At 73.6% G+C, this 19,648-nt stretch carries 14 protein-coding genes and 3 pseudogenes; 12 read left to right on the forward strand and 5 right to left on the reverse strand.

Annotation, left to right across the window (positions count from 1 at the left end):
* Positions 1-242: 242 nt before the first annotated feature.
* The 5 genes and pseudogenes from ACFV57_RS20980 (at position 243) to ACFV57_RS21000 (ending at position 5,744) form a co-directional block, all read left to right on the forward strand.
* Positions 243-464, forward strand: a complete 222-nt coding sequence (locus ACFV57_RS20980; RefSeq protein WP_385234208.1) for a response regulator transcription factor — start codon at positions 243-245, stop codon at positions 462-464.
* Between the two features lie 443 nt (positions 465-907).
* Entirely contained in the window at positions 908-2,140 is a 1,233-nt protein-coding gene (locus ACFV57_RS20985) for a polyprenyl synthetase family protein (RefSeq protein WP_385234211.1), read from the forward strand.
* Complete coding sequence (locus ACFV57_RS20990) at positions 2,137-3,687, forward strand: phytoene desaturase (RefSeq protein ID WP_385234214.1); 1,551 nt, start codon at positions 2,137-2,139, stop codon at positions 3,685-3,687. The genes ACFV57_RS20985 and ACFV57_RS20990 overlap by 4 nt, the downstream gene beginning before the upstream one ends.
* Positions 3,684-4,685, forward strand: a pseudogene (locus ACFV57_RS20995) (phytoene/squalene synthase family protein); the annotation flags it as partial. The gene ACFV57_RS20990 and the pseudogene ACFV57_RS20995, both read left to right, overlap by 4 nt.
* A 51-nt stretch (positions 4,686-4,736) precedes the next feature.
* Positions 4,737-5,744 (forward strand): DUF5914 domain-containing protein, encoded by a 1,008-nt coding sequence (locus ACFV57_RS21000; protein ID WP_385234487.1) that lies wholly within the window; start codon positions 4,737-4,739, stop codon positions 5,742-5,744.
* Between the two features lie 15 nt (positions 5,745-5,759).
* On the opposite strand, the gene ACFV57_RS21005 is transcribed toward ACFV57_RS21000, so the two are convergent.
* The gene (locus ACFV57_RS21005; protein WP_385234217.1) at positions 5,760-6,383 is read right to left on the reverse strand and encodes a GNAT family N-acetyltransferase; all 624 of its coding nucleotides are present in this window, start codon (positions 6,381-6,383) and stop codon (positions 5,760-5,762) included.
* 457 nt (positions 6,384-6,840) lie between these two features.
* Here ACFV57_RS21005 and ACFV57_RS21010 point away from each other — a divergent pair, with 457 nt between their 5' ends.
* The 7 genes and pseudogenes from ACFV57_RS21010 to ACFV57_RS21040 all read left to right on the forward strand — a co-directional run.
* Complete coding sequence (locus tag ACFV57_RS21010) at positions 6,841-7,257, forward strand: cysteine/serine endopeptidase inhibitor (protein WP_385234220.1); 417 nt, start codon at positions 6,841-6,843, stop codon at positions 7,255-7,257.
* Positions 7,258-7,672: 415 nt separating this feature from the next.
* A complete protein-coding gene (locus tag ACFV57_RS21015; protein ID WP_385234224.1) occupies positions 7,673-9,040 on the forward strand; it encodes an ABC transporter substrate-binding protein in 1,368 nt (455 codons plus the stop codon).
* Positions 9,040-9,990 (forward strand): carbohydrate ABC transporter permease, encoded by a 951-nt coding sequence (locus ACFV57_RS21020; RefSeq protein ID WP_385234227.1) that lies wholly within the window; start codon positions 9,040-9,042, stop codon positions 9,988-9,990. The genes ACFV57_RS21015 and ACFV57_RS21020 overlap by 1 nt, the downstream gene beginning before the upstream one ends.
* The gene (locus ACFV57_RS21025) at positions 9,990-10,871 is read left to right on the forward strand and encodes a carbohydrate ABC transporter permease (protein WP_385234230.1); all 882 of its coding nucleotides are present in this window, start codon (positions 9,990-9,992) and stop codon (positions 10,869-10,871) included. Before ACFV57_RS21020 ends, ACFV57_RS21025 begins: the two co-directional genes overlap by 1 nt.
* A 73-nt stretch (positions 10,872-10,944) precedes the next feature.
* Positions 10,945-12,510, forward strand: coding sequence for an alpha-amylase family glycosyl hydrolase (locus ACFV57_RS21030; protein ID WP_385234233.1), 1,566 nt, complete (start codon positions 10,945-10,947; stop codon positions 12,508-12,510).
* Positions 12,511-12,635: 125 nt separating this feature from the next.
* Positions 12,636-12,962: pseudogene (locus ACFV57_RS21035) on the forward strand (discoidin domain-containing protein); the annotation flags it as partial.
* Positions 12,963-13,367: 405 nt separating this feature from the next.
* Positions 13,368-15,041, forward strand: a pseudogene (locus tag ACFV57_RS21040) (glycosyl hydrolase); the annotation flags it as partial.
* 383 nt (positions 15,042-15,424) lie between these two features.
* Here the strand turns inward: ACFV57_RS21040 and ACFV57_RS21045 are convergent.
* The 4 genes from ACFV57_RS21045 to ACFV57_RS21060 form a co-directional block, all read right to left on the reverse strand.
* Positions 15,425-15,895: a MarR family winged helix-turn-helix transcriptional regulator gene (locus ACFV57_RS21045; RefSeq protein ID WP_385234236.1), complete on the reverse strand. Its 471-nt coding sequence runs from the start codon at positions 15,893-15,895 to the stop codon at positions 15,425-15,427.
* A 110-nt stretch (positions 15,896-16,005) separates the two neighbouring features.
* Positions 16,006-16,623, reverse strand: a complete 618-nt coding sequence (locus ACFV57_RS21050; RefSeq protein ID WP_385234239.1) for a TOPRIM nucleotidyl transferase/hydrolase domain-containing protein — start codon at positions 16,621-16,623, stop codon at positions 16,006-16,008.
* A 67-nt stretch (positions 16,624-16,690) separates the two neighbouring features.
* Complete coding sequence (locus ACFV57_RS21055; RefSeq protein ID WP_385234243.1) at positions 16,691-18,286, reverse strand: FAD-dependent oxidoreductase; 1,596 nt, start codon at positions 18,284-18,286, stop codon at positions 16,691-16,693.
* Positions 18,267-19,541: a lycopene cyclase family protein gene (locus ACFV57_RS21060; protein ID WP_385234246.1), complete on the reverse strand. Its 1,275-nt coding sequence runs from the start codon at positions 19,539-19,541 to the stop codon at positions 18,267-18,269. Before ACFV57_RS21060 ends, ACFV57_RS21055 begins: the two co-directional genes overlap by 20 nt.
* Positions 19,542-19,648 lie beyond the last annotated feature (107 nt).

Genomic DNA, 19,648 nt, shown 5'->3' on the forward strand with positions numbered 1-19,648 from the left:
AGGGGGCGTGCCGCCCCCGCGACGCCGTCGGCAGTTCTGCTCCGTACCCGCGGGAGGGCGCACCATGGCCGGTCCTCCACGGGCCGTCTCCGCGGCGATGAGCCGATGAGCCCGCGAGCACCCCGCAGCGCGGCGGCCGTACCACGGCCTCGCCCCGCTCCGCCCGCGCCACCGGACCGACCGTCCTGACGCCGCGGGCCGCCGGACCTTCCCTGCTCCACCGCCACCCCCTTGGAGAAGAGATGTCGGATCACAGCGCGTCCACCCTGTCGCCGGTGCTGTCCCCCCGGGAGCGGGAGGTACTGTCGCACATCGCCGACGGCCTGACGTACGACCAGACGGCCAGGCGCCTGGGCATCAGCGTCCATACAGTCAGCACCTACCTGCGCCGTATACGGGCCAAGCACCCGGCTCCGACGCTCGCCCACCTCGTACGGCTCCAGCTGGCGCAGAACAGCCGCTGACGGCCCGCGCCCGGGGCGCGTCCGCGGCGACGCGCCCAGGTTGGCCGGTTTGCGCCCCGTCAATGGCCGGTATCCGGACAACATCACCGGGACCGGGCGCTCCGGCCCCGTCATATCCCCGGCCGTACGAGCCTGCGTGCGAACGATTGACGCCATCGGGTTTCCCACGGCTGCGGCGGGTACTCGCCGCCGGACGCCGAACCCGATCGAAGGGCGCCCGTTGGCCATGCACTGCTTGTCATCAACACGGCGGAAACCGGCGTCCCCCGAAGGGACCAGGCCCGGACGTGGCATCCCGGCGACGCGCGGGTCCCGTGGTGAACTGCGGTGACGGGCGCCGGCGGCGCGGGGCACGCGCCCGGCCCGTCCGGCGGCGCGTCCGAGGGGCGGCCACGGTCCACGTGGAGCAGCGCCCATCGACCGGTTCGACGGAAGGACGTGCGATGCGCCGTATCCGGGTGGAGGACCGTCAGGACGCGGCCGGTGCCCGTGCGGTGGACGCGGATGTCGCGGGGGCCATCGGGCGGGTGCTGCACGAGGTGCTCGGCGCGCGGCTCACCGAGGCGGCGCGGACCGATGCCCTGTTCACGCGCGACATCGCCGAACGCGTCGCCCGCTTCACGCTGGGCGGCAAGCGGCTGCGGGGGCGGTTCGTGTGGTGGGGGCTGCGGGTCTGCGGCGGCGGTGGTGAGGCGGCGGAGGCCGCGCTGCGGCTGGCCGCCGCGCTCGAACTCGTCCAGACCTGCGCGCTGGTGCACGACGACGTGATGGACGGAGCCGAACTGCGCCGGGGCGGGCCCGCCCTGCACGCCGACGTGCGGGCGCAGTACACCGCTCCCCCAGGGGCAGGCGGTTTCGACCGTTCGGCTTCCCCAAGGGCCGGTGGCTTCGACCGCTCGGCGGAAACGTTCGGCCGGTCCGCGGCGATCCTGGCCGGCGACCTCGCGCTCGCGTGGGCCGACGACACCGTCCTGGACACCGGCCTCCCCGCCCGCGCGCGGTCCGCGGTGCACACGCTGTGGCGGACCATGCGGACCGAGATGGTGGCCGGCCAGTACCTCGACCTGCACGGCCAGGTCACCGCGTCCCGCTCCCCCGTCCGCGCGGTCCGCACCGCCCGGCTCAAGAGCGCCCGCTACTCGGTCGAACGGCCGCTGCTGCTGGGCGCCGCCCTGGCCGGCGCGGACGACCGGGCCGCCGGCGCCCTGCGCTCGGCGGGCCGCTGCGCCGGGCTCGCGTTCCAGCTCCACGACGACCTGCTGGGGGTGTTCGGCGACCCGCGGGAGACCGGTAAACCGTCCGGGGACGACATCCGCGAGGGCAAGTTGACCTACCTCACCACGGTGGCCCGCGCCCGCGCCGAGGCCGCCGGCGACGACGGGGCCCTCGGCGTCCTCGACGCGGCCCTGGGCGATCCGGACCTGTCCGCCGCCGCGGTGGACCGCGTACGGGAGGTCTTCGTCTCGACCGGGGCCCGCGCCGCGCTGGAGGACAAGGTGGAGGTCCTCGCCGACCGCAGCGCGGCGCACCTCGCCGACATGCGGACCGCCGACCCGGCCGCCCTGCGCCACCTGCACGACCTGCTGCGCGCCACGGCAGGCTCCCGCCGGTACACGCCACCGGGCGGCCCTCCCGCGACCGTCGCCGTCGTGACCGCACGCGGAGGTGAGCGGTGAGGACCGTACCCGGCCGTACCGATCATGTCGTCGTCATCGGCGCCGGGCTGTCCGGGCTGTCCGCCGCGCTGCATCTGCTCGGTGCGGGGCGGCGGGTGACCGTGGTGGAGCGCGCGCTCCGGCCCGGCGGGCGGTGCGGCCGCATCGACCGCAACGGCTATCTGATCGACACCGGGCCGACCGTGCTGACCATGCCGGACCTCGCCGAGGAGGCGTTCGCGGCGGTCGGCGCCTCGATGGCCGGGCGGCTGGACCTCGTCCCCCTGCACCCGGCCTACCGCGCCCGGTTCGCCGACGGCAGCACGCTCGACGTGCACACCGGAGCGGCGGCCATGGAGGCCGAGATCGAGCGGTTCGCCGGGGCCCGGGAGGCCCTCGGCTACCGGCGGCTGCGCTCCTGGCTCGGCCGGCTGTACGCGGTCCAGATGCGGCGCTTCATCGACGCCAACTTCGACTCGCCGCTGCAACTGCTCCATCCCGACCTCGCCCGCCTGGCGGCGCTGGGCGGCTTCGGCCGCCTCGACGCCCGGATCGGCCGCTTCCTCGACGACGAGCGGCTGCGCCGCGTCTTCTCGTTCCAGTCCCTGTACGCGGGTGTGCCGCCGGCCCGCGCGCTCGCCGCGTACGCCGTCATCGCCTACATGGACACGGTGGCCGGGGTGTACTTCCCGCGCGGCGGTATGCACGCGCTGCCCAGCGCCATGGCCGACGCCGCGTCCGAGGCGGGCGCGGAGTTCCGGTACGGGCGAACGGTGCGGACGCTGGAACGTTCGGGCAGCCGGGTCACCGCCGTCGTCACCGACGCCGGGCGCGTCCCGTGCGACGCGGTGGTGCTCACCGCCGACCTGCCCGAGGCGTACCGCCTGCTCGGCCGCGCCCCGCGCCGTCCGCTGCCGCTGCGCCGCTCGCCCTCGGCCGTCGTCCTGCACGCGGGGACGCCGACGACCTGGCCGGAGCCGGGCCACCACACCCTGTCGTTCGGCGCCGCCTGGCACCGCACCTTCCACGAACTCACCCGTACCGGGGCCCTGATGAGCGACCCCTCGCTGCTGCTGACCCGGCCGACCGCCACGGACCCGTCCCTGGCGCCGCCGGGCCGCCATCTGCACTACGTCCTGGCGCCCTGCCCGAACACCGACATCGGGCCCGGCGTCCACGCGTGGCGCGACCTCGGTCCCCGCTACCGCGACGCGCTGCTCGCCGAACTCGCAGGGCGCGGGTTCACCGGCCTGGACGCCGCTGCGGAGCAGGAGTGCCTGGTCACCCCGGCGGACTGGAGCCGCCAGGGGCACGGCGCCGGGACCCCGTTCGCCACGGCGCACACCTTCGCGCAGACCGGGCCGTTCCGACCGCGCAACCTCGTGCGCGGCACCGAGAACGCCGTGCTGGCCGGGTGCGGCACCACTCCGGGCGTCGGGGTGCCCACCGTGCTCGTCTCGGGGAAGCTGGCCGCCGCCCGGGTGACCGGCGGCGGCTCCGTGCCGCGCGCCCGGGTGACCGACCTCGGCACGCGCCCTCCCGCCCGTACACCAGGAGGCACCCCGTGACCACCCGGGAACTGGACGCCGCGGGCATCGCCGAGCCCGCGCTGCGGGCCGCCTACGCCCACTGCCGCCGGCTCAACGCCCGGCACGGCAAAACGTATTTCCTGGCCACCCGGCTGCTGCCGGTCGCCCGCCGGCCCGCCGTACACGCGCTGTACGGCTTCGCCCGGTGGGCCGACGACATCGTGGACAGCCTGGACGACGACGCCACTCCCCAGGAGCGCGCCGCGGCGCTGCACACCCTGGAGGCGCAGCTGCACGCCGGGCTCGCCCGTGGCGGCGGCGACGAGCCGGTGGTACGGGCGCTGGCGCACACCAGCGCCGCCTACGGCATCGCCCCGGAGTACTTCACCGCCTTCATGGCCTCCATGCGCGCCGACCTGGAGGTGACCGACTACCCGACCTACGAGGACCTGCGCCGGTACATGTACGGCTCGGCCGAGGTGATCGGCCTTCAGATGCTGCCGGTCCTCGGCACGGTCACGCCCCGCGAGGAGGCCGCGCCGCACGCCGCCGCGCTCGGCGCGGCCTTCCAGCTCACCAACTTCCTGCGGGACGTGGGCGAGGACCTGGACCGGGGGCGGGTCTATCTGCCGGCCGACCTGCTGGCCGCGCACGGCGTGGACCGGGAACTGCTCCGGTGGAGCCGGTCGACCGGCTCCGAGGACCCGCGGATCACCGCTGCGCTGCGGGCCGCCGCCGACCTCACCCGCGGCGTCTACCGGCTGGCCGCCCCCGGCGTGGCCATGCTCGCCCCGGCGTCCCGGCCGTGCATCCGTACCGCGTTCATCCTCTACCGCGGCATCCTGGACGCCGTGGAGGCCGACGGCTACGCGGTGCTGCACCGCCGCGCCGTCGTGTCGCGCCCGGTCCGCGCGACCGTGGCCCTGGACGGGCTGGTCCGGGTCACCGCGGCCCGCACCCGGGCCAGAAGCGGTCCCACGGACGCGGCCGGGGTTCGTACCCCGGCCGCTGCCGTCGCCCGCACCCCGTCCGCGTCCGGGCCCTCGTACGACGCGGCAGCCACCGCAGTACGCCCCGGAGGACGCACCGTGGACACTCCCCACCACCCCGCCGGACGCGACCGGTTCCCACTGAGCCTGCGCCGGCGGCCCGTGGCATGGGACCGCCAGCGGCCGACCTGGCGGGACGCCGCGCCCGGCGTGATCGCGGGTGCGCTGGAACGTGCAAAGGCCCGGCCGTCCGGCAACTGGTACGCCGTGGGCGCCTCGCGGGAGGTCGGCCGGGACCGGCCCCTCGGCCGGACCGTCGCCGGGACGGAGGTGGTGCTGTGGCGCGCCGCCGACGGGCGGCTGCGCGGCGGCCCGGGAGCCTGCCCGCACCTGGGCGCGCCGCTGAAGGACAGTCCCGTGCGCTGCGGCACCCTCGTCTGCCACTGGCACGGACTGTCCCTGGACGGCGAGCCGTTCGCCGGTTGGGAGCCGTACCCGGTCCACGACGACGGGGTGCTGGTCTGGGTACGCCTGGACCGGGCGGGCGGTGAGGAGCCGCTGGACCGGCCCCGCGTCCCGCGGCGTCCGGGCGCGGCAGGCGCGGTGGCGGCCGTCTACACCTGCGTGGGGCGCTGCGAGCCGGACGACGTGGTCGCCAACCGGCTCGACCCGTGGCACGGCGCGTGGTTCCACCCGTATTCCTTCGTCGACCTGACCGTGACGGACGGCCCGGCGGGCCCGGCCGACGCGTTCACGGTGGACGTCTCCTTCAAGGTCGCCGGGCGCCTGGTGGTCCCGGTCCGCGCGGAGTTCACCGCGCCCGGGCCGCGCACCGTGGTCATGCGCATCACCGGGGGCGAGGGCGTGGGGTCCGTCGTGGAGACCCACGCCACGCCGCTCGGCACCGACGCGGCCGGGCGTCCGCGCACCGCCGTCGTGGAAGCGGTCGTCGCCGCCTCCGCCCGCCCCGGGTTCGCGGTGGCACGCGCGGCCGCCCCGCTCCTGCGGCCGCTGATGCGGGCGACGGCGGGGCGGCTTTGGCGGGACGACCTGGCGTACGCGGAACGGCGGTGGGAGCTGCGCCGTTCGGGGCGCTTCCCGGGCTGAGGAGCCGGTCGGCCGTCAGGAGGCGGGGCCGGTGGCGGGGCGGGGCTCGCGCCGCATCGCCCACACCGTCGGCCCGCCTCCCGGCAGGTCCATCTCCCCGCGCACGGTGAAGCCGAAGTGCTCGTAGAAGGGAAGGTTGGACGCCTTGGAGGACTCCAGGCAGGCGGGCAGACCCGCCGCGTCGGCCTTGGCCAGTCCCGAGCGCAGCAGGGCGGCGCCGTGTCCCTGGCCCTGTGCGGCCGGGTCGGCGCCGAGCACCGCCAGGTACCACTGGGGTTCCTTCGGCGCATGCTCGGCCGCGGCCCCCACCGCGTCGCGGAACAGCGAAGCCCGGTCGCCGAGGATGTCCTCAAGCTCCCGAACGGTCTCCGCATCCGGGACGGCCTTGTCCTGGCTCTCCGGCGGCACCCAGAACGCGGCCGCGGCGCCGGTGCGCTCGCACACGCCGTGGTGGGCGTACTGCCGGGTGAAGAGCGTGGTGAAGTAACGGCGCAGCCCCGCCCCACGGGAAGCGGCGTCGGGGAGGAACCAGCGCATCATCGGGTCGTCGTCGAAAGCGTGGGCCAGGATTCGGCTGACCGGTTGCGCGTCGTCGAGCGTTGCCCTCTTCGGGGTGTTCGTTATCGGCACAAGGGTCATTGTGCCCCCATGGTGATCTTTTGCCGTCGGCGGGCGGTCCGTTGGGAGGGCGAGGGGCGGTAGCGCAGCACCCGGGGGGCGTCGGCGCCGAGCGCACCACGGACCCGGATTCGCCATCGCCAACCGCGCCTGGAGCGCCGGTTACGGCTCGGACGAGGCGGTTTGGTACGGGTGCCGTCGGCGCACGACGCATCCGCAACGGGCTGGTGATCCGGCCGTCGGGAGAACGTTCCGGGCCAGACTGACCGAATATGTCCGCGATTTCAGGACAGCCGCGCCCGTGAGGGTTGTGGGGCTGACGTGCCCCATGGCACTCATGTGTCGATAGAGCTTCGTGAGCTGCCACCGCCGCCGTTGCGCACCTTCGGACGCACCGCCGTCCCGGCAACGGCGCCTGCCCGAGCAAGCCCCCAGCACGCCCCGCACGCCCCCGGAAGAACTCTGACGAGGAGGACCCATGCGCGCATCCCGACGCTGGAGAACGACGGTCTGCGGCGTGATCGCCGTCACCGGCATCGCCCTCGGTACGGGTACGGCACAGGCCGTGCCCATCGGCCAGAACATGACCGGCAAGATGACCTTCTACAACGACAAGGGCTACGGGGCCTGCGGTACGCCCATCGACGCCACCACGCAGGATCTGGTCGCCGTCTCCGCCTCCTGGTGGACCTCGCCCAACCCGAACAACGACCCGCTCTGCGCCGGGGTCAAGGTGCAGGTCACGTACAACGGCAGGACCATCACCGTGCCGGTCAGGGACAAGTGTCCCTCCTGTCCCTCGACACACATAGACCTCAGTCAGGCCGCCTTCCGCAAGCTGGTGCCGGCGGGCACCGACATGGTCGAGAGGGTCACCTGGAAGTTCGTCCGCTGAACCGGACCTGACCGCGGGCCCGATGGCACCCGGCGCGCCCACCGCGCCTGCCGTCGGGCCCGTCCGCGTCCGCCTCCGCACCCGCCCGTACGAGCGGGAAGAGCGAGCACGCAAGCAACGCAAGAAACGCAAACGGCTTGCACTGCTTGCGCTGATGCTGCGTACATGACGCGACGACTTGCGCGGTGTGGCGAAGAAGGCGGACGCCGCCGAGGCGACCGGCATCTCGTACGCGGCTCGGCGGGCCCATACTGGCGCGATAGACCGACGCCCACTCAGGAGCGCGCGTCCGCGACACCCCAAGGACTGTCAATCTTTTGCAGATTGTGCGCGCTATATTGCGCTCCCCTGACCCCGGTGCTTGAGTGTGCGCCGTCACACACCTACGCATCGCCCAGCCCGAAGGGGTCCACCGATGTCCTCCACGAGAAGCCGTGCGCTCGCGCTCGCCTCCGTCGCCGTAGTGTCCCTGACCCCGCTCACCGCCTGCGGCACCAGCAGCGACGGCTCCGACGGCGCGCCGGGCGGCAAGGTGACGCTCTCCGTCAACGGGCAGCCGCCCACGACCCAGGTCTTCGAGCGGGCGCTCTTCGACAAGCACGTGCGGCAGTTCGAGCAGGCCAATCCCGGCATCGACATCGTCCCGCACGAAGGCTTCATGGACCCCAAGACCTTCAACGCCAAGCTGGCGGGCGGCAAGTTGGAGGACGTCTTCTACGTCTACTTCACCGACGCCCGCGGCCTGATCGCGCGGCACCAGGCGGCCGACATCACCGGCCACGTCAAGGGCATGCCCCATCGGGGCGACGTCCAGGACGAGTTGATGAAGGTGTTCCAGGACGGCGAGGGCCGCCAGTACGGCCTGCCGACCGCCAACTACTCGATGGGCCTGCTCTACAACCGCACGCTGTTCGAGAAAGCCGGACTCGACCCGGACCAGCCGCCCCGGACGTGGGCCCAGGTGCGGGCCGCGGCCAGGCGGATCGCCGCGCTCGGCGACAACACCGCCGGCTACGCCGACTTCTCCAAGAACAACCAGGGCGGCTGGCACTTCACCGCCGGGCTGTACTCGCGCGGCGGCCGGATGGCCACCGAGGAGGGCGGGAAGTGGAAGGCCGCGTTCAACTCGGCGGCGGGCCGGGCCACCCTCCAGGACCTGCACGACATGCGCTGGAAGGACGACTCGATGGGCAGCAGGCAGCTGCTCCAGGCCGAGGACGTCCAGCGGATGATGGGCAGCGGCAAACTGGGGATGTACATCGCCGCGGCCGACAACATCACCGTCATCGCCAAGCAGTTCGGCGGCAGGTACCGGGATTACGGCCTCGGGCCCGTCCCCGATGCCAGGGCGACCCTGATCGGCGGCGAAGGCTACATGATCAACCCCAAGGCCTCGCCGGAGAAGACCGCGGCCGCGGTCGAGTGGCTGCGGTGGAAGTTCCTCGACCCGGACCTCGTCGAGCGCAACATCCGGGACAACGTGGAGGCGAAGCTGCCCGTCGGACTGCCCATGCCGCCCACCCCGGACATCTGGAAGGGCGCCGTCCGCGACCGGGTGGAGAAGGCCAAGCGCCGGTACGCCAATGTCCCCGTCGCCAACTACCGGTCCTTCATGGACGCGGCCCCCCACGTCACCGGCGTGATCGAGCCCCCGGAGGCCCAGCAGGTCTACGCCGTGCTCGACACCGTGATGCAGGCGGTCCTCACCAGGAAGGACGCCGACATCGACGCGCTCCTCACGACCGCCGCGAAGCGGGTCGACCAGATATACAGCGCCCTGTGATGGCCACCGCACCCCTGCTGGAGAAGCCGGTGCCCCCGCCCCCGGCCACCGCGGAACGGCAGCGGCGGACCGCTCGCCTGCGCCGCCGCGTGCGCGAGCACCTGACCGCGTACGGGTTCCTGTGCGCCGCCGTGGTCGTCTTCGCGCTGTTCTCGTGGTGGCCGATCATCCGCAACGTGCTGCTGAGCTTCCAGCACGTCGACTTCGCCACCGGCGGCACCTGGGCGGGCACGTCCAATTTCGGAAAGCTCTTCCGCGACCCGCTGCTGGCCACGGCCTGGCGCAACACCGCGCTGTTCACCGCGTACGCGCTGGTCCTGGGCTTCTTCGTACCGTTCCTGACCGCGGTGCTGCTCAACGAGTTCCGGCACGCCCGCGCGTACTTCCGCGTCCTGGTCCACCTCCCGGTGATGCTGCCGCCGGTGGTCGTGGCACTGCTGTGGAAGTGGTTCTACGACCCGGGCCCGGGGCTGCTCAACGACCTCCTGCGCACCCTCCACCTGCCGACCTCCGACTGGCTCGACTCCTCCGCCACCTCCCTGATCTCCCTGGTGATCGTCTCGACCTGGGCCAACATGGGCACCGCCACGCTGATCTACCTCGCCGCGCTCCAGACCATCCCCGGCGAGCTGTACGAGGCGGCGGAGCTGGACGGCGCGAACCTGTGGCAGCGGCTGCGCCACGTCACCATCCCGCAGACCCGCTTCGTGCTGCTGGTCCTCCTGCTGCTGCAGATCGTCGCGACGATGCAGGTGTTCACCGAGCCGTACGTGATGACCGGCGGCGGGCCCGAGGACTCCACGGTCACCGTGATGTTCCTCGTCTACCGCTACGCCTTCGTCTACAACGACTTCGGCACCGCGAGCGCGCTGAGCCTGCTGCTGCTCCTCGTCCTCGCCGCGTTCTCCGCCCTCTACCTGCGCGTCACCCGCGGCGCCGAGGAGGACTGATGGCCGCCTCGGCCCGTACGCTGGTCCGTCCCGCCGTGCTGCGCACCCGAAAGGGGAAGCTGGTCTACTGGTCGGTGCTGGCCGTGGCGCTGGCGCTGTTCACCGTGGCCTTCCTCGTGCCGCTCTACTGGGCCGTGACGGGCGCGATGAAGTCGTCGGCCGAGCTGGCGCAGAACCCGCCCACCTACGTCCCCGCGCACTGGCACCCGGAGAACTACGCCCGCGCCTGGCGCGAGATGGACCTGACCCGCTACTTCCTGAACACGGTGCTGCTGGCGGGCGGTGCCTGGCTGATCCAGCTCGCGGTGCAGGTACCGGCGGCGTACGCGCTGTCCAAGCTGCGGCCCCGGTTCGGCAACGTGGTGCTGGGGCTGATGCTGGTCACGCTGATGATGCCGGCCACCGCGCTGCTGGTGCCGGCCTACCTCACGGTCGTCGACGTCCCGCTGGTCCACCGGAACCTGATCAACAGCCCGAGCGCCGTCTGGCTGCCCGCCGCCGCCAACGCCTTCAACATCTACATCCTGAAGAACTTCTTCGACCGCGTCCCCGACGAACTGCTGGACGCCGCCCGGATCGACGGCGCCGGCCCGCTCGGCACGATGTGGCGGATCGTGCTGCCGCTGTCCCGGCCGATCCTCGCCGTGGTGTCGATCCTGTCGGTCGTCGCCGCGTGGAAGGACTTCCTGTGGCCCCTGCTGGTGCTGCCGGACCCGGCGAAGCAGCCGCTGAGCGTCTTCCTCCAGCGCGTCGCCCAGGACACCCCGCTCAACAGCCTGGTCGCGGGACTGGTGATGGCCTCGCTGCCGCTGATCGCGCTGTTCCTGGTCTTCCAGCGGCAGATCATCGCCGGTCTCGGCGCGGACGGCCTCAAAGGCTGACACCGTTCGCCCGATCACCCCCGCCGATCGGCCCCCGCACGCTCCCTACGCTCCGTACGAAAGGACTCCTCCTTTGTCCCGCACGGACTGGTGGCGCAGCGCTGCCATCTACCAGGTGTACGTCCGCTCCTTCGCCGACGGGAACGGCGACGGCACCGGCGATCTGGCCGGGGTCCGCGCCCGGCTGCCGTACCTGGCGGAACTCGGTGTGGACGCGCTGTGGTTCACCCCCTGGTACCTCTCGCCCCTCGCCGACGGCGGTTACGACGTCGCCGACTACCGCACCGTGGACCCGGCCTTCGGCACCCTCGCCGAGGCGGAGGCGCTGCTCGCCGAGGCGCGCGGGCTGGGCCTGCGCACCGTCGTGGACATCGTGCCGAACCACGTCTCGGACCAGCACCCGTGGTTCAAGGCGGCGCTCGCCGCCGGCCCCGGAGCGCCGGAGCAGGACCTGTTCCACTTCCGGCCGCCCTCCCCCGGGCCGCCGAACGACTGGGTGAGCGAGTTCGGCGGCGTGCCGTGGTCGCGTACGGAGAGCGGCCAGTGGTACCTGCATCTGTTCAGCCCCGAGCAGCCGGACCTCAACTGGAGCCATCCGGCGGTGCGCCGGGAGCACGAGGACGTGCTGCGGTTCTGGCTGGAGCGCGGCGCCGCGGGCGTACGGATCGACTCCGCGGCGCTGCTCGCCAAGGCCGACGGGCTGCCCGACATGCCCGGCGACGGCGGCCCGCACCCCTTCCACGACCAGCCGGAACTGCACGGCATCTACCGCTCCTGGCGGCGGCTGGCCGAGGAGTACGACGCTGTGCTGATCGGTGAGATCTGGCTGCCGGACGCCGAGCGCTTCGCCCGCTACCTGCGCCCCGACGAGCTGCACACCGCCTTCAACTTCGACTTCCTGGCCCGCCCCTGGGACGCCGCCGAGCTGCGTGCCTCCATCGACCTCACCCTCGCCGCACACGCCCCCGTCGGCGCGCCCGCCACCTGGGTGCTGGCCAACCACGACGTGACCCGTACGGTCACCCGTTACGGGCGGGCCGAGGACACCGGCTTCGCTTTCGAGCGCAAGCGCTTCGGGGTCCCCACCGACCTCGCCCTGGGCACGCGCAGGGCGCGCGCCGCCGCGCTGCTCACCCTGGCCCTGCCCGGGTCCGTCTACCTCTATCAGGGCGAGGAGCTGGGCCTGCCGGAGGCGGAGATCCCGCGTGACCTCGTCCAGGACCCGATGCACGCCCGTTCCGGCGGTGTGGACCCGGGCCGGGACGGCTGCCGGGTGCCGCTGCCCTGGCGCTCGGGCGGCGACGGCCCGAGCTGGCTGCCGCGCCCGGCGGACTGGTCGCGGTACGCGGCCGAACGGCAGGCCGCCGACCCGGACTCGATGCTCGCGCTGTACCGGACCGCGCTACGGCTGCGCCGCTCGTTCCGGGACGCGGGGCCGCTGCGCTGGCTGCGCGCGCAAGCGCCGCGGGTGCTCTCCTTCGCGCGCGGCGTGCCGGGCGGCGGCAGCGTGCTGTGCGTGGTCAACCTCGGTACGGCTGACGTGCGGCTTCCCCCGCACCGCGAACTTCTGCTGGCCAGCGGCCCGCTGACACCGGTGGGCGCGCTGCCGCAGGACACGGCGGTCTGGCTGCGGGCCTGACCCGGGCACGGCCGCCGCCCGCTCTCCCCACGGAAGGGAATGTCATGGGCACCACACAACGCACCCTCCCACCGCGCAGCAGGGCCTGGCGGCCCGTACTGGCCGCCGTGCTCGGCACCGGACTGATGCTCAGCGGCTGGCAGACCGCTTCTGCCGGAACCCCGGCGAACAGCGGAGGCGCGGCTCCCCTCCCGGCCACCTTCAGCGGCGACGGGTCCGCCCGCGCGCACGACGGTGACCCGGCCTCGTACGCGAAGGGCAGCGCCTCCCGCTGGATACGGGCCGACCTCGGCGCGACCCGCCGCCTGGACCGGGTCCAGCTCACCCTGCCCGGCGAGGCCCAGCGGGTCCAGCTCCAGGGCTCCGTCAACGGCCGCGACTTCGTGGACCTGTCCGACGCGCAGGCCCGCAAAGGCAAGGTCACACTGCGCCTGGACGGCGCCCCCGTACGCTACGTCCAGGTCGTCGGCGCCCACCGGGTCGGCGAACTCGCGCTGTACGGCGCGGCAGCGGGCGACACCACACCCCCATCGGCGCCCCGCGGCGTCCACCTGAACGGCGCGACGCTGAGCTGGGAGCGCACCTCCGGGGCCGCCGGGTACGACATCTACGCCGACGGCCGGCTGCGCACCGGGCTGCCCGCGACGGCGACGCGTTGGCAGGACACCACGGCGCCCGGCGGCACCGCGCGGAAGACCGTCTACACCGTGCGGGCCCGGGACACGGCGGGCAACCAGTCCCCGGACAGCCGTACGGCCACCCGCACCGTCGCGGCGGGCGGGGGCTCTTCGCGCGCCGCGTTCACTCCGGCGCGCGGGAAGCCCCGGCCCGGACCCCGGCGGGCCGGGGCCGCGACCGGCGCCACCATGCCGTACACCACCGTCGAGGCGGAGTCCGGTGCCACCGGCGGCGGCGCCCAGGTGGTCGGCCCCAACCGTAAGATCGGTGATCTGGCGGGCGAGGCATCGGGGCGCAAGGCCGTGACACTGAAGGGGACCGGCCAGTACGTGGAGTTCACCACCCCGGTGGCGACCGACACCCTGGTCACCCGCTTCTCCATCCCGGACGCGCCGGGCGGCGGCGGAACGAACGCGACGCTCAACGTCTACGTGGACGGGGCGAAGGCGAAGCCGCTCAACCTGACGTCCAAGTACGCCTGGCTGTACGGCGCCGAGGCCTCCCCCGTCAACGACCCGGGCGCGGGCCCGGCCCGGCACATCTACGACGAGGCGCACCTCGACCTCGGCCGCACCGTACCGGCGGGCAGCAAGATCCGGCTCCAGAAGGACGCCGACAACGCCTCCTCCTACGCCATCGACTTCGCCGACTTCGAGAAGGTCTCCGCGGCGCCGAACCCGAACCCACAAGCATTCGTGCAGCCGGCCGGATTCGGTCACCAGGACGTGCAGAACGCCCTGGACAGGGCCCGCATGGACACCACCGGCACGATCCAGGGCGTCTATCTGCCGCCGGGCGACTACGAAACCTCCAGCAAGTTCCAGGTCTACCTCAAGCCGGTGAAGGTGATCGGCGCCGGGCCGTGGTTCACCCGCTTCCACGCCCCCGCCGGACAGCAGAACTCCGACGTCGGCTTCCGCGCGGACAACGGCGCCAACGGCTCGACGTTCGCCGGCTTCGCGTACTTCGGCAACTACACCTCGCGGATCGACGGGCCCGGCAAGGTCTTCGACTTCCAGAACGTCTCCGGCATCACCATCGAGAACATCTGGGCCGAGCACATGGTCTGCCTCTACTGGGGCGCCGACACCGACCGGATGACGCTCCGGAACAACCGCATCCGCGACACCTTCGCCGACGGCCTGAACATGACCAACGGCTCCTCCGACAACCTGGTGACCGACAACGAGGCCCGGTCCACCGGGGACGACTCCTTCGCGCTGTTCTCCGCGCTCGACTCGGGCGGCGGCGAGCAGACGAACAACGTCTACGAGAACCTCACCTCCAAGCTCACCTGGCGGGCCGCGGGCCTGGCGGTCTACGGCGGTCAGCTCAACACCTTCCGCAACATCCGTGTCACGGACACCCTGGTCTACTCGGGCGTGACCATCTCCTCGCTGGACTTCGGATTCCCGATGAACGGCTTCGGGCCCGGCCGGACCACGTTCGAAAACCTCGGGATCGAGCGCGCGGGCGGCCACTTCTGGAACGGCCAGACGTTCCCCGGCATCTGGCTCTTCTCGGCGTCGAAGCCCTTCCGTGCGATCCGGGTGAAGGGCGCCGAGATCACCGACCCGACGTACCACGGGATCATGTTCCAGACGAACTACGTCGGCCAGCGGCCGCAGAACCCGGTCCAGGACACGGAGCTGACGGACGTGACCGTCTCCGGGGCGAAGAAGAGCGGTGACGAGTACGACGCGCGGTCCGGCTTCGGGATCTGGGCCAACGAGATGCCCGAGCCGGGGCAGGGCCCGGCGGTGGGCACGGCGGCGTTCCGCGGGCTGACGCTGCGGGACAACGCGGAGAACATCCGCAACACGACGTCCACCTTCAGGATCGACGTCGGCTGACGGACGCGCGACGCAGGCCGGGCCGCCACGGAAGGCGCGGCGGCCCGGCTGCTCCGTACGGCACGCCGAAAGGACGTACGGCCTGCTGCCGGACCGCGGCAGGCTGGGCGGATGGAACACCCACTCGACGTGCCGGAACTCACGGCGCCGGACGGATTCACGCTGCGGCCGTGGATTCCCCGCCTTGAGCTGTACGTCGAACCGTGAAACACCGCGTCCGTGCGCACGGCCGAGCGCGTGGGGTTCCGGCGCGAGGGACTGCTGCGCAGCTGGCAGCAGGTAGGGGCCGAGCGCAGGGACATGTTCATGTACGCGCTGCTGGACGGCGAACGGTGACGCCCCTGGTCACCGGCCCTGGCCCGCGCGGGCTCCGCGTACCGGCGTCACGCGTTGCCGAACCAGCCGGGCGCGTCGAGGGGGAACAGTTCCGCCGGGGTGACGCTGCGCAGGTCGGCTTCCAGCGCGCGCAGCCGGTCCGCGCCGAGGCGCCCGGCCCAGTCGGCCCGGAGGCGGTCGAAGATGCTTGCCGACAAGGCCAGGCAGTCCCGGCCGCGGTCGGTGAGGCGCACGGTCTTGCGCCGCGCGTCGCGCGGGTCCGCGCCGCGCTCCACATAGCCGAGGCGCTCCAGGGAGTCGACCGTCTTGCCCGCGGCCTGTTTGGAGACGCCGAGCCGCCGGCCCAGCTCCGCGGCGGTGCTGCCGTCCGGGCCGATCGCCTGGAAGACGAAGCCGTGCATCGGCCGGACGTCGGGGTGCCCCCGGCGCGCCAGTTCGTCGTGCAGTTCGTCGACGAGCACGCGGAAGGCGAGGAACAGCCGCAGCGGCAGCTCGAAACCAGGGGGGTCACTCGACACGTTCGACAACCGGATTTCCTCTTCCGACAACGGGATTGTCGAGTTTACGGAGTCCCCCGACGCCTGTCATGCGACGCGGCGGGCCGGGACGGCCGACCGTCGCGCCGCCCTCACAGGCTCGTGAGCAGGGCGTCGAGCGGGGCCGGTACCTGTTCCGGTTCGAGGGCTTCGACGAGGAGGCGGCCGTAGCGGATCTTGCGGCCCTTCTTCGTGCCGAGGAAGCGCCGCAACTGCTGCTGCCGGGGCCGTCCGTGTTGTGCGGGCTGGCGCAGGAAGGTCTGCAAGGCACGGAGGTCTCCCTCGGCGCGGACGATCTCCTCGACCCGCGCCGGGCCCAGCGCGCGGACGAGTTCCTCCTCCAGGTCCTTCACGCACACGAAGACGCCGCGGCGCGGCGCCCCCGCTCGCTCCAGGCCGCGGTCGTAGAAGCGCTGTTCGCCCTCGTCGCACAGTCCTGTCAGGCGCAGGCCCAGGCCGGGCGGCCCCAGCAGGCCCGCGTAGCGGCCGACGCTCATCGCCCCGCCCATCGACAGCGCGCACACGCCCTCGGCGGCCAGGTCCCGGCCGCGGCGTACGGCCAGCGCCTCGACGGCCGCGAGATCGCTCGGCCCTTCCAGCAGCACCGCCGTGCGGACTTCGAGCCGCACGGCCAGATCACCGGCCGGCCCGCCGGGACCGCCGGCCGCCCAGCCGCTGACCGCGTTTCGAAATGCCCGCATGTCCCCCATGGAGTGAGTCTGCACCTCCGCCGACGGCACGGCACGGGCTTTTCGGCATGCCCGCGGTACGGGTGCCTCAGGTGCCCGCCACCCGCGCCAGCCCGCGCAGCACCGCCGACCGGCCGCGGTCCGGGACGGTCCACAGGGTCTGGCCGCGCACGCCCCACCGTGCCAGCAGGGCGTTCGCGGCGAGGAAGCCGGTGGTGGCCGCGCGTTCCATCAGGGCCACCGGGAGTTCGGTGCGTACGAGGTCGCCGGCGACCACCACCGCCGGGTCGGGGGTGTGCACGGTGGGGCGGTCGTGGTAGCCGCCCACGGGGAACAGCGGGCAGTCCGCCCGCCACTCGTGCTGGGCGTCGACGACCTTCGCCTCGCGCGTCTCGGGGTAGACGCGCTGCAACTGGTCGATCAGCCGGTCCTGCCGCGTCTGCCGGGCGGTGTCCGCGGCAAGCGCGTACGCGTGCAGTTCGACGACCGAGCCGCCGGTGCGGGACGCCCACCGGGCCGCCTCCCCCTCCCAGCGCTCCAGCACGCTGACGTTGTCGAGCGGGCCGAAGCCGCTGGTGCCGAGGAAGCCCGGCCGGTCCGGGGCCACCGGCCGGTCGAGCCACAGCCGGGAGACGAGGAACGGCGGTGCGGTCCGCAGCCGCAGCACCCGCTCGCGCCAGTCCCGGCCGCCCAGCCCCGGTGAGGCCGCGACCAGGTGGCACAGCCCGTCGGTGTCGAGGGCGAGCACCACCGCGTCGTGCCGCGTCGCGCCGTGTGCGCCCCGTACGGTCACGCCCGCGCCACCGGGGACGGACTCCACGCTCTCCACCGCGCAGCCGGTCCGCAGCGCCGCTCCGTGACCGGCCAGGTAGCGGCCCAGCGGTTCCCACAGGGCCTGCGGGAACGGCTCGCGGGGGACGTCGAACAGCAGCCCTTCGCCGGACCCGAGGAAGTAGATGTGGAACATCAAGGCCATCTCGGCGGCCGACAGTTCTTCCGGATCGGCGAAGAAGCTGCGGGAGAACACCTCGAACGCCAGGTGGTGCGCGGCTTCGGGGAAGCGGATGCGGTCCAGCAGCTGCCGCGCGCTGACGCCGTCCAGGCGTTCGTACACACCCGGCACCCGTACGTCGAGCAGCGGCAGCGCGGCGCGCGGGTTCATCCGGGCCAGCTCGCGCACGGTGAACGTCGGACTGAGCAGGGCGAAGCCGAGCGCGCTCCACGGGGGTGTGCGCGGGACGTGCGCGAAGCTGTCGTGCAGGCCGCTGCTGTGGCGCAGCGGGTAGTCGGGCAGGCCGGTGAGCGCGGCCAGCGCCGGGTCGGCCCGGCGCAGCAGCCCCCGCAGGTTGTAGTACTGGCGGAAGAAGGCGTGGAAGCCGCGGGTCATGGTCGCCCTGGAGCCGTCGGTGAGCTGGACGCGCCGCCCGGCGAGGCGGCCGCCGAGCCCCGGCTCCCGCTCGTACAGCGTGACCCGTACGCCCCGTTCGGCGAGCCCGGTGGCCGCGGCGAGTCCGGCGATGCCGCCGCCGATCACCGCCACGTGCGGCGCCTCGCCGGTGATCGCGGCCCGGCCCGGCGGGGCCGGCACGACGCGGGCGCGCCGGTCCCGGCCCCGGCGGGGCACGACGGTGCGGGGAGCGCGCCCGACGGCCGGGGGTTCGGCGTCACGCGGGAGGGTCGTCATCGGACGGTCTCTTCCTGTTCGGGGCGGGGCGGTGACCGGCGTGGGCGCCGGCGCGGTGTTTCAGGTACGGGCCGGGCGGGCGGCGGCGCAGTCGCGGCAGTTCGGCCACGGTGCGCAGCATGGGCAGGACGGGGGTGTGCAGGCCGATGGACAGGTCCTCGCGCATCCGGGTGCCGCCGTCCAGGAAGCGCAGCAGCCGTTCCATCGGGACGCCGCGGAACAGTCCGGTGAAGAATCCGGCGCCGTCGATGCGCCCGCTGTCCAGGGCGCGCAGCAGGACGGCGTCCATCAGCCGCGAGCGCGCGGCGTGCGGGGGCGGCGGGGCCGGGTTGCGGCCCTGGTGGAAGGCGGCGGCGATGGCCCGGGTCTGGCGCTGGACGGCGGCGAAGGTGTAGCCGGTCGACGGGCGGGTGGCGCCGCCGGCGGCCCCGATGCGGAACACGTCGGCCCCGTCGGCGCGGGGGAAGCGCGCGTCGGTCATGGGGATGACGCCGTGTTCGGAGGCGGTGATCCGGTACGGGCCCAGCGGGCGGATCTCCGCGAGGTAGTGGCGCAGGGCGCGGTGGTAGGCGGCCTCGTCGAGCGGGGCGGCGGAGAATTCGGTGTACTCGACCAGCGCTTCGTGCGGGCCGAACGGCAGGACGTAGCCGAAGGACAGGCCGTGGTCCGGCTGCGGGGTGCGGAAGTCCATCAGGTCGGCGGTCGTGGGGTCGAACTCGGGCCGCTCGGTGCGGACGAACCAGCCGTGGAAGTGCTGGAGCAGGGTGGTACGGGCGGGCGGCAGGGCGGGCAGCGGCCGGGAGTCGAAGACCCAGCGGGCCCGCAGCCGCACCGGGGCGCCGTCGGCCGTGACCCCGCGGACCTCGGCGCCGCGCGGCAGCCGGCGCACGTCCTGGACGACGGCCGTCATCCGGCGCGCGGACGGCGTGGCCGCGATCCGTGCGCCCACCAGTTCCTCGAACGCGCCGGAGCGCATCATCTTGTACCGCAGCGGCGCCGGGCGTCCGGTCAGCGGGGCCCCGTCGGCACCGTGCACGCGCAGCCGGTCCCAGGAGGCGGCCAGTACGCCGTCGTACTCACCGTCCGGTTTCTCCCAGTAGCACCAGGTGCGTTCGGGGGGCCGCAGAGGGCCGGGCGGCGCGTCGAGGACGGTGACCTCGGGGCGGCGGGCGCCGGCCGGCGGGTCGCAGAGGCGGTGGGCGAGGGAGAGTCCCGCGGCGCCGCCGCCCACGACGGCCACCTCCGTGTCGTACACGCCGGCTCCCTCCCGTCCTGCCGGGCACCGCGCCCGCGCGCCGCGCCGCCGGACCCGTCACGTCTTCGTGTGCCCGTCCGGGACGGATTCCACCGGCCCGGGGCCGC

Origin of the sequence: Streptomyces sp. NPDC059788, assembly GCF_042732265.1 — a bacterium.
In the GTDB taxonomy this organism is placed as follows: Bacteria; Actinomycetota; Actinomycetes; order Streptomycetales; family Streptomycetaceae; genus Streptomyces.

What these genes read in the sequence shown, in the direction of transcription:
- ACFV57_RS21020 (WP_385234227.1), top strand. Translation starts at nt 9,040, where the DNA reads ATGGCCACCGCACCCCTGCTGGAGAAGCCGGTGCCCCCGCCCCCGGCC.
- ACFV57_RS20980 (WP_385234208.1), top strand. Translation starts at nt 243, where the DNA reads ATGTCGGATCACAGCGCGTCCACCCTGTCGCCGGTGCTGTCCCCCCGG.
- ACFV57_RS21050 (WP_385234239.1), bottom strand. Translation starts at nt 16,623, where the DNA reads ATGGGGGACATGCGGGCATTTCGAAACGCGGTCAGCGGCTGGGCGGCC.
- ACFV57_RS20985 (WP_385234211.1), top strand. Translation starts at nt 908, where the DNA reads ATGCGCCGTATCCGGGTGGAGGACCGTCAGGACGCGGCCGGTGCCCGT.
- ACFV57_RS21015 (WP_385234224.1), top strand. Translation starts at nt 7,673, where the DNA reads ATGTCCTCCACGAGAAGCCGTGCGCTCGCGCTCGCCTCCGTCGCCGTA.
- ACFV57_RS21010 (WP_385234220.1), top strand. Translation starts at nt 6,841, where the DNA reads ATGCGCGCATCCCGACGCTGGAGAACGACGGTCTGCGGCGTGATCGCC.
- ACFV57_RS21025 (WP_385234230.1), top strand. Translation starts at nt 9,990, where the DNA reads ATGGCCGCCTCGGCCCGTACGCTGGTCCGTCCCGCCGTGCTGCGCACC.
- ACFV57_RS21055 (WP_385234243.1), bottom strand. Translation starts at nt 18,286, where the DNA reads ATGACGACCCTCCCGCGTGACGCCGAACCCCCGGCCGTCGGGCGCGCT.
- ACFV57_RS21005 (WP_385234217.1), bottom strand. Translation starts at nt 6,383, where the DNA reads ATGACCCTTGTGCCGATAACGAACACCCCGAAGAGGGCAACGCTCGAC.